This is a genomic window from Acidovorax sp. (genome assembly GCF_021287135.1).
In the GTDB taxonomy this organism is placed as follows: Bacteria; Pseudomonadota; Gammaproteobacteria; order Burkholderiales; family Burkholderiaceae_C; genus Acidovorax.
Genome location: NZ_JAJTBB010000021.1, coordinates 256,898 through 265,797, shown reverse-complemented (window position 1 = coordinate 265,797; position 8,900 = coordinate 256,898). Strand labels below are relative to the sequence as shown.

The window sequence follows — 8,900 nt, the reverse complement described above, 5'->3', positions numbered from 1 at the left end:
CCCATGCACACCGGACAGCTCGAGGGGATCAACAACCGCATCAAGGTCATCAAGCGCATGGCTTATGGCTACCGTGACTGCGAGTACTTCTTCCTCAAGATCAAGGCCGCGTTCCCCGGGAATGCGTGAAGAACCTTTTTTTTGCCCGGCGCAAGCTCGCCGGACCACGCGCACACCGCAGCGCGATGCGGCGCTATACCAAGGGGTGCGCCACGGGCGGCACGGCCTGCGCCGTGGGTGGCCGGGTTTGCAGCTGGTGCTCTAGCTGGCCGATATAGGCCGCCGTGGCGTTGTGCGACTCGTCGACGCGGGTGGCCAGCTGCTTTTCCAGGCTGTCCAGGCGGGCCAACAGGTGGGCATGGGCCTGGGCCTGCTGTATCTCCAGGAAGTGGCGCAGCTCGGTGAACCGCGAGGCCTCGGCCTTGTCCGCAAGGTCGCGCTGCGCTTGCAGCTCCTTGGTGTGGCGACGGGTTTCCAGCAGCACCGTACCCTGCAGCGACAGGACGTAGGCCACGAAAACAATGGCCAGCACCGTGGTGAGCCCCAGCATGAGCAGGCCCAGGGGGGCTTCTACGGACGTAAGCCCCAGCGACACGACCGTGGGCTGGGCCAGGGTCGGCCAGTTCAGGGCGGCCAGCGCGGCAATGGCCAGCACGATAAGGAGCAAGACGAAAGAGCGCAGCTGCATGATGGTCACACCTCCGGTAGGCCGTGCTGCGGCGGGCCCGGGCGGGCCGGCCGGCACACGGCGAGCCCTGGTTGTAACGCATGCGCAGCGCCGGCGCGCCGTTGTGCGCGCGATTTCCGGCGGCGTCCTACAGCGGGGCGAGTCCCGGCAGGAGGCCGGGCCCCGCCGCGCGCTGGATCAGTTGGCCTTGGCCAGCTGATCGAGAATTGCCGGGTTCTCCAGCGTGCTGGTGTCCTGGGTGATGGCTTCGCCCTTGGCAATGGAACGCAGCAGGCGGCGCATGATCTTGCCGCTGCGGGTCTTGGGCAGGTTGTCGCCAAAGCGGATGTCCTTGGGCTTGGCGATGGGGCCGATCTCCTTGGCCACCCAGTTGCGCAGCTCGTTGGCGATCTGCTTGGCTTCGTCGCCGGTGGGGCGGGCACGCTTCAGGACCACGAAGGCGCAGATGGCCTCGCCGGTCAAGTCGTCGGGGCGGCCCACCACGGCAGCCTCGGCCACCAGGTCGGTCTTGGCGACCAGTGCCGATTCGATTTCCATCGTGCCCATGCGGTGGCCCGACACGTTGAGCACGTCGTCAATGCGCCCGGTGATGCGGAAGTAGCCCCGGTCGGCGCTGCGCACGGCGCCGTCGCCCGCCAGGTAGTAGCCCTTGAGCTCCTCGGGGAAGTAGCTCTTCTTGAAGCGCTCGGGGTCGTTCCAGATGGTGCGGATCATGCTGGGCCAGGGCTTCTTGATGACCAGGATGCCGCCGGCGCCGTTGGGCACGTCATTGCCCGTCTCGTCCACGATGGCCGCGGCAATGCCGGGCAGCGGCAGCGTGCAGCTGCCAGGCACCAGCGGCGTGGCGCCGGGCAGCGGGGTGATGACGTGGCCGCCGGTCTCGGTCTGCCAGAAGGTGTCCACGATGGGGCAGCGCTCGCCGCCCACGTTCTTGTGGTACCACATCCAGGCCTCGGGGTTGATGGGTTCGCCCACGCTGCCCAGGATGCGCAGGCTCGACAGGTCGGAACGTGCCGGGTGCACGCTCTCATCGGCTTCCGCCGCCTTGATGAGCGAGCGGATCGCCGTGGGGGCCGTGTAGAAGATGGTGCACTTGTGGCGCTCGATCATCTGCCAGAAGCGGCCCGCATTGGGGAAGGTGGGGATGCCCTCAAAGATGATCTGCGTGGCGCCCGCTGCCAGCGGGCCATAGGCCACGTAGGTGTGGCCGGTGATCCAGCCGATGTCGGCCGTGCACCAGAAGACGTCGTCCGGCCGCAGGTCGAACGTCCAGTCCATGGTGAGCTTGGCCCACAGCAGGTAGCCCCCCGTGCTGTGCTGCACGCCCTTGGGCTTGCCGGTGGAGCCGCTGGTGTACAGGATGAACAGCGGGTGCTCCGCGCCCACGGGCTCGGCGGGGCAGCTGCTGCTTTGGCCGGCCAGGGCCTCGGCGAAGGTCTTGTCGCGCCCGGCCACCATGTTGCAGGCCGTGGCCGTGCGCTGGAACACCAGGATGGTCTTGATCGAGTCGCACCCGCCCATGGCCAGGGCTTCGTCCACGATGGCCTTCAGCGGCAGTTCCTTGCCGCCGCGCATCTGGTAGTTCGCGGTGATCACGGCCACGGCGCCGGCGTCGATGATGCGCTCCTGCAGCGCCTTGGCCGAGAAGCCGCCAAACACCACGCTGTGGGTGGCGCCAATGCGCGCGCAGGCCTGCATGGCCACCACACCCTCGATGGTCATGGGCATGTAAATGAGGACGCGGTCGCCCTTCTGGACGCCATGGGCCTTGAGCGCGTTGGCGAACTGGCTCACCCGCGCCAGCAATTCCTTGTAGGTGACCTGGGTCACGGCACCATCGTCCGCTTCAAAAACGATGGCGGTCTTGTTCTCGGTGGGGGTGCCGATGTGGCGGTCCAGGCAGTTGGCCGAGGCGTTGAGTTCGCCGTCGTCGAACCACTTGAAGAACGGGGCGTTGGAGGTGTCCAGCGTGCGGGTGAACGGCTTGGTCCACTGCACGTTCTCGCGGGCCAGGCGGGCCCAGAAGCCTTCGAAGTCCTTGTCGGCCTCGGCGCACAGCGCCTCGTAGCCCGCCATGCCCGACACGCGGGCAGCCTTCACGACCGCATCGGCGGGCGGGAACACCCGGTTCTCAACCAATACGGACTCAATCGCGGATGTGGGCGCACTCATGGTGTTGTCTCCTGGTCTGATGGAATTGGAATTGGGCGGTACTGTCGGACGCGGCACTTACAGGCCACTGACGGGCGCCAAGCTTACTCACTTGTTGACACACGGCCTGCGCCGCTCAGAGAAACCCATGCCCGGAACCGCGTGGGGTTGCCACGCTGCGCCCCCTAAAATCGCCCGTCCCCAATTTCTCCGTCACACGACATGACCCGTCCCAACGATCCCGTGGCTTCGTCGCCGCTGCGCCCGCTTCCCTCGCTGATCTTCGCCAGCCGGTGGCTCCAGCTGCCCCTGTACCTGGGCCTGATCCTGGCGCAGGCGGTCTATGTGTTCCATTTCTGGGTGGAACTGGTGCACCTGATCGAGGCGGCGTTCGGCAACACAGCAGCCCTCAAGCAGCTGGTGTCGAGCATCGGCTACAAGAGCGACCTGGAAGTGGTGGCGCTCAACGAGACCATCATCATGCTGGTGGTGCTGGCACTGATCGACGTGGTGATGATCTCCAACCTGCTCATCATGGTGATCGTGGGCGGCTACGAGACCTTCGTGTCCCGCCTGCGCCTGGAAGACCATCCCGACCAGCCCGAGTGGCTCAGCCATGTGAATGCCTCGGTGCTCAAGGTGAAGCTGGCCACGGCCATCATCGGCATCAGTTCCATCCACCTGCTCAAGACCTTCATCAACGCCGCCAACTACGACCTGAAGGTGCTGATGTGGCAGACCATCATCCACGGCGTGTTCCTGCTGAGTGCGCTGGCCATCGCCCTGACCGACCGCCTGATGGCGCATTCCGCACCGCCCGCGCACCACTGAAGGCAGCCCTCAGCCATCCGCCCCCCCGAAAGAGGCCGCGCATTGCGGCCTCTTTGTATTTATAGCTACAAAACAAGTAGCAATTCAGGTCAAACACCCGCTCCCAAATTTCTCCCCAATCGGGCGGCACAGTGCATGCCATACCCACTTGCCGGAGAAATCCATGGACCGCAGCAGCGCCGCCCAAGCCATCGCCGCCCACCTCGCCACCGCCACGCAGGCCCCCGCCAACCGCCGCTTCGCACTGAACGCCCTGGGCTCTCTGGGCGTGGCCACCCTGCTGGGCTGCGGGGGCGGAGATACCGAAACCACGGACACGACCGACGCCACCGGAACGGGGACCGGCACCACAACCACCTGCTCGGTCGTCCCCGAAGAAACCGCAGGCCCCTACCCCGCCGATGGCTCCACGGCCAGCAACGCCACCTACAACGTGCTGGCGCTCAGCGGCATCGTGCGCTCGGACATCCGCAGCTCCATCGGCTCGTCCACACAGGTCAGCGGCGTGCCGCTGACCATCACCATCACGCTGACGAACACCCGCGCCAGCTGCGCGGCGCTGTCGGGCTACGCCGTCTACCTGTGGCACTGCACACAGGATGGCACCTACTCGGTCTACAGCTCGAACAACATTGCCGACAACTACCTGCGCGGCGTTCAGGCCACGGATGCCAGCGGCACCGTGACCTTCACCACCATCGTGCCCGGCTGCTATGCGGGCCGTATGCCGCACATGCACCTGGAGATCTACCCCACGCTCGCGTCGGCCAACAATGCGCGCAACAAGGTCAAGACCACGCAGCTGGCCTTCCCCACCGAGCTGCTCAGCAGCATCTACAGCGCCCATTCCGGCTACAGCGCCAGCGTGCGCAATCTGGCTTCCATCACCTTTGCCACCGACAACGTCTTCAGCGATGGCACCACGCTGGAGATGACCACCCTGCAGGCCAACGGCGATGGCGGGTATTCGGCCAGCATCACGATCTCGATGGCTGCCTGATGCCCCCGGGCGTCGCCTTCGGCGCCTGCTCGCCAAAGGAACGCAGCCCCCGCCGGCCCGGCAAAGCTGGCTCCACGGGCGCACAGGCCATGGCCGCGCCGGTGTCTGGCGGCCCATCCACGCATCGAACGCTTTTGTCCACCACTGAAGGAAAAACCACCATGACTTTGCACTCTCTTCGCCTCCACCGGCTGGCCCGCATGACCTTCGCGGCGGTGCTGGCTGCGACATCCGCGGCCCCCGTGCTGGCGCAACCCCAGGGCGGGCAGACCCCGCCCGCGCCACCGCCCGAGGCGTATGCCGCCTGCAAGGACAAAACCGAAGGCGCCAGCGTGACGCTGACCCTGCCTGACGGCAAATCGCTCGCAGGCACATGCCGCACAATGGGCGGCACCCTGGTGGCCATGCCCGCAGGCGGGCCTGGCGGCCCCGGCGGGGCAGGCGGCCCGCCCCCCGCCCGCTGACGCCCCTGCTGCCCCATCGATGCCCCACCTGACCCTGCACCGCAAAGCCTTCATCGCCCTGGCCGCCCTGCTGGTGGCCTTGTTGCTGATATTCACAGGCTTTTCGTGGCTGGGCTTGCAGCGGGGCCTGGGGCCGTATGTGGCAGAGATCGAACTGGCCCGCATGCGCTGGCTGGCCGAGCGCCTGCAGGCCCACCACACGCAGACGGGCGGCTGGGAAACCCTGCGCGACCAGCCCCGCCTCTGGGGGCAGCTCAGCCACCCTGGCAGCGGCCTGCGCCGACCCAACACACAGGGCGCAGAAGGCGTCCCCCCCACCGACCGGAGCGCTTCGCTCGGCATGCCCCCCGAACTGGCGAACGGCGGCCCGACAGCAGACCGCAGCATGCCGCAGCTCCCACCACCACCCCCGGGCGATCGGGGCGCAGGCGGCCCACAGCGCCACACCGATGACCTGTTCCCCCGCCTGGGTGTGGTGGACGCGCAGCAACGCCTGGTGGCTGGCACGCCACCCCGGCCGGGCAGCGCGCGCCTGGCCCTGACCGGCGCCGACGGCAAGACCATCGGCCAGCTGGTGCTGGCACCTCCACAGGGTGTACGCAGCGAAGCCGACCGGGCCTTCCTGGCGCAGCACCTGGGCTTTGTGGCATGGACGGGCCTGGCCGGGCTGGCACTGGCACTGCTGCTGTCGGGCTGGCTGGCGCGGCGCTGGCTGGCCCCCGTAGAGGCCCTGGCCGCCGGAACGCGCGGCATTGCGCAGGGCCACCTGCACACCCGCGTGCCCGTGCACGGCAACGACGAACTGGCCCAGTTGGCCCGCACCTTCAACACCATGGCCGAACAACTGAGCAGCATCGAGGCCAGCCGCCGCCAGTGGCTGGGCGACGTAGCCCACGAGCTGCGCACCCCCCTGGCCGCCATGCGCGCCGAAATCGAGGCCGTGCAGGACGGCATCCGCCCGTTTGACGACAAGACCGCGCTGCGCTTGCACCGGCAGGTGATGCGCCTGATCCAGCTGGTGGGCGACCTGCGCGCCAGCCTGGACGCCGCCGGCACCAGTGCGCCATCGGCCCAGGTGCCCGTACACCCGCTGTCGCTGCTGAACGAGGCACTCGCATCCATGCGCCCGCGCCTGGCGCAGGCGGGCATCGATGTGGAGACCTCCGGCCTGGACGCCCTGACCGCGCAGGTTCCGGCCCAGCCGGCCCCCCTGGTGCGCGGCGACGCGCAGCAACTGCACCAGGTGTTCTTGAACTTGCTGGAAAACAGCCTGCGCTACACCGACGCGGGCGGCCTGCTGCGCCTCTCGGCGCGCCTGTTGCCGCCGGCCGACGGAGCCGCCCAACTGCAGGTGCAGCTGGACGACAGCGCGCCCGGCGTGCCTACGCATGAGCTGCCCCGCATCTTTGATCGCCTGTACCGCGCAGAAACCTCGCGCAACCGCGACCATGGCGGCTCGGGCCTGGGCCTGGCGATTTGCCGCGCCATCGTGCTCGCGCACGGCGGCACGCTGACGGCCGACACCTCACCCCTGGGCGGCCTCTGCATCACGCTGCAACTGCCACTGCTGGACAACCCCTCATGAGCCACCGCATCCTCGTCATCGAAGACGAACCCGACATCGCCGCCATCGTGGTGGACTACCTGCGCCACGCGGGCTACACCGTGGAACACCAGGCCGAGGGCCGCGCGGCGCTCGCCAGCATGCTGACCCAGCCGCCCGACCTCACGCTGCTGGACATCATGCTGCCCGGCATGGATGGGCTTGAAATCCTGCGCCAGGCACGCCGCCACACCGAGCACCCCATCATCATGCTGACCGCCCGCGTTGAGGAGGTCGACCGCCTCATCGGCCTGGAGCTGGGCGCGGACGACTACATCTGCAAGCCGTTTTCCCCGCGCGAGGTGGTGGCCCGCGCCAAGGCTGTGCTGCGCCGCACCGCCGCCGCGCACGAGGCCCCGGCAACCACCACCGCAGCAGCGGCGCTGATGCTGGACGAATCGCACTGGCAGGCCACGTTGCACGGCACGCCGCTGGGCCTGACGCGCCGAGAGTTCCGCCTGCTGCAAGTGCTGGCCCACCAACAGGGGCGCATCTTCTCGCGCGCGCAGCTGCTGGACCAGGCTTACGAGGACACGCTCGACGTGAACGAACGCGCCATCGACAGCCACATCAAAAACCTGCGCAAAAAGCTCAAGGCCGCCAGCGCGGACGGCCGCGATTGGATCCGTTCGGTGTACGGCGTGGGTTTTGCGTTGGACCCGATGACGGCCGATTGAGCCTGGCCCGACGGGCCGATTGCTACATTTTTTATAGCTGCTTGCGCTTATCCAATAAGCGCCAGGGCTCTTTTTAACCAAAAAATGGTGGTATGGCGGGCCACCAGCTCAGCCCCTGTCTCACCCCAACGCACGCAGCGCACCTACACCCCTACCGCTCGGGTACGGGTGTGATCGGGGCCACGCCCTGGCCACTATCACCTGTTCTCCCCGATGTCCGCCCTGCCCCCTTTGCCCCGCGCGCTGGCAACGCCCCGGCCCACCAGCCGCCCCCAGAAGTTGCCTGGAGGCTTGGTGTACGTCACCCCCGCCCTGCCCGGCCTCACCCGCGTGCGCAGCGGTGCCAAGGCATTTCGCTACCGTTTGCCCGATGGCCAGTGGCTCCAGGACCCGGACGAAATCGCCCGCATCAACCGCCTGGCGATCCCACCGGCCTATACCGACGTGTGGATCTGCCCCCTGCCCCACGGGCACCTGCAGGCCATGGGGCTGGACGCGCGCGGACGGCGCCAATACCGGTACCACCCGCAGTGGCGCGCGCAGCGCGACGAGGGCAAGTTCGAACACATGCAGGCGTTTGGCCGCGTGCTCCCACGCCTGCGCAGCCGCGTGGCGCGTGACCTTGCGGCGCACCGCAGCGGCCAGCCGCTCGCTCGCACGCTGGTGCTGGCCACGGTGGTGCGCCTGCTGGACACCACCTACCTGCGCGTGGGCAATGAGGAATACGCCGCCACCAACCGCTCGTATGGGCTGACCACGCTGCGCACGCGGCATGTGCAAGTCAAGGGAAGCCAACTCAAGCTGCGATTTCGCGGCAAGAGCGGCGTGTGGCAAGAGGCCGAGCTGGACGATCCGCGCGTGGCCCGCGTGGTGCGCCGCTGCCAACAACTGCCCGGGCAGGAACTCTTCCAATACGAGGACGAAGACGGTAGCCTGCGCACCATCGGATCGAGCGACGTGAACGACTACCTGCGCGAGATCACGCACGGCGCGGCTGATTCCGGGGGCGATCATTTCACTGCCAAGGACTTTCGCACCTGGCACGGCACCACGCTGGCGCTGGAGCTGACGCGCCGGGCCTGTACGCCACCAGAGGCCGCCACCACAGCCGATCAAAGCGCGCGCTACAGCGCCAAGGCCATTCTGGCCGAGGTGGCGCGCCAGTTGGGCAACACCCCCGCCGTGTGCAAAAAGTCTTACGTGCACCCGGCCGTGCTGGAGCTGGGCGCTCGACTGGCAGGCGGCGCTGAACCCGGCCTGCAGGCGATGTGGAATCGCCTGGGCGGCCCCCCATCGCCACGGGGCTTGAGCGCGGCAGAGCGCCGACTGCTGGCGTTCTTGCGCAAGGCGCGCCCCACCGCCAAAGCATGAGCAGCACGCGCCGCGTGACAAACTGCGCTTCAAAAAAATAGCACCCAGCGCTTGCTGGATAAGCGCTAGCGGCAATTTTTGCTTGAAGTTCTGACCCGCGCCATACCGCCAGCTC

General features: G+C 67.7%; 9 protein-coding genes. 7 read left to right on the top strand and 2 right to left on the bottom strand.

Annotation, left to right across the window (positions count from 1 at the left end; translation table 11 throughout):
* Positions 1-129, top strand: a 129-nt coding sequence (locus LWW96_RS05955) for a transposase (protein WP_291484992.1), incomplete at its 5' end; no start/stop codon positions are given.
* A 64-nt stretch (positions 130-193) separates the two neighbouring features.
* On the opposite strand, the gene LWW96_RS05950 is transcribed toward LWW96_RS05955, so the two are convergent.
* Positions 194-688, bottom strand: coding sequence for a LapA family protein (locus LWW96_RS05950; protein WP_291484970.1), 495 nt, complete (start codon positions 686-688; stop codon positions 194-196).
* A gap of 177 nt (positions 689-865) precedes the next feature.
* Complete coding sequence (acs, locus tag LWW96_RS05945) at positions 866-2,860, bottom strand: acetate--CoA ligase (protein ID WP_291484968.1); 1,995 nt, start codon at positions 2,858-2,860, stop codon at positions 866-868.
* Between the two features lie 201 nt (positions 2,861-3,061).
* Between acs and LWW96_RS05940 the strand changes: the two genes are divergently transcribed.
* The 6 genes from LWW96_RS05940 to LWW96_RS05915 all read left to right on the top strand — a co-directional run bounded on the left by LWW96_RS05940 (position 3,062) and on the right by LWW96_RS05915 (position 8,785).
* Positions 3,062-3,670 (top strand): TIGR00645 family protein, encoded by a 609-nt coding sequence (locus tag LWW96_RS05940; RefSeq protein ID WP_291484966.1) that lies wholly within the window; start codon positions 3,062-3,064, stop codon positions 3,668-3,670.
* Between the two features lie 163 nt (positions 3,671-3,833).
* Positions 3,834-4,670: an intradiol ring-cleavage dioxygenase gene (locus tag LWW96_RS05935; RefSeq protein WP_291484964.1), complete on the top strand. Its 837-nt coding sequence runs from the start codon at positions 3,834-3,836 to the stop codon at positions 4,668-4,670.
* A 161-nt stretch (positions 4,671-4,831) separates the two neighbouring features.
* The gene (locus tag LWW96_RS05930) at positions 4,832-5,134 is read left to right on the top strand and encodes a hypothetical protein (protein WP_291484963.1); all 303 of its coding nucleotides are present in this window, start codon (positions 4,832-4,834) and stop codon (positions 5,132-5,134) included.
* Between the two features lie 19 nt (positions 5,135-5,153).
* Positions 5,154-6,719, top strand: coding sequence for an ATP-binding protein (locus LWW96_RS05925; RefSeq protein ID WP_291484961.1), 1,566 nt, complete (start codon positions 5,154-5,156; stop codon positions 6,717-6,719).
* Positions 6,716-7,414: a response regulator gene (locus LWW96_RS05920; protein WP_291484959.1), complete on the top strand. Its 699-nt coding sequence runs from the start codon at positions 6,716-6,718 to the stop codon at positions 7,412-7,414. Before LWW96_RS05925 ends, LWW96_RS05920 begins: the two co-directional genes overlap by 4 nt.
* Positions 7,415-7,627: 213 nt before the next feature.
* Complete coding sequence (locus LWW96_RS05915) at positions 7,628-8,785, top strand: DNA topoisomerase IB (protein WP_291484957.1); 1,158 nt, start codon at positions 7,628-7,630, stop codon at positions 8,783-8,785.
* Positions 8,786-8,900 lie beyond the last annotated feature (115 nt).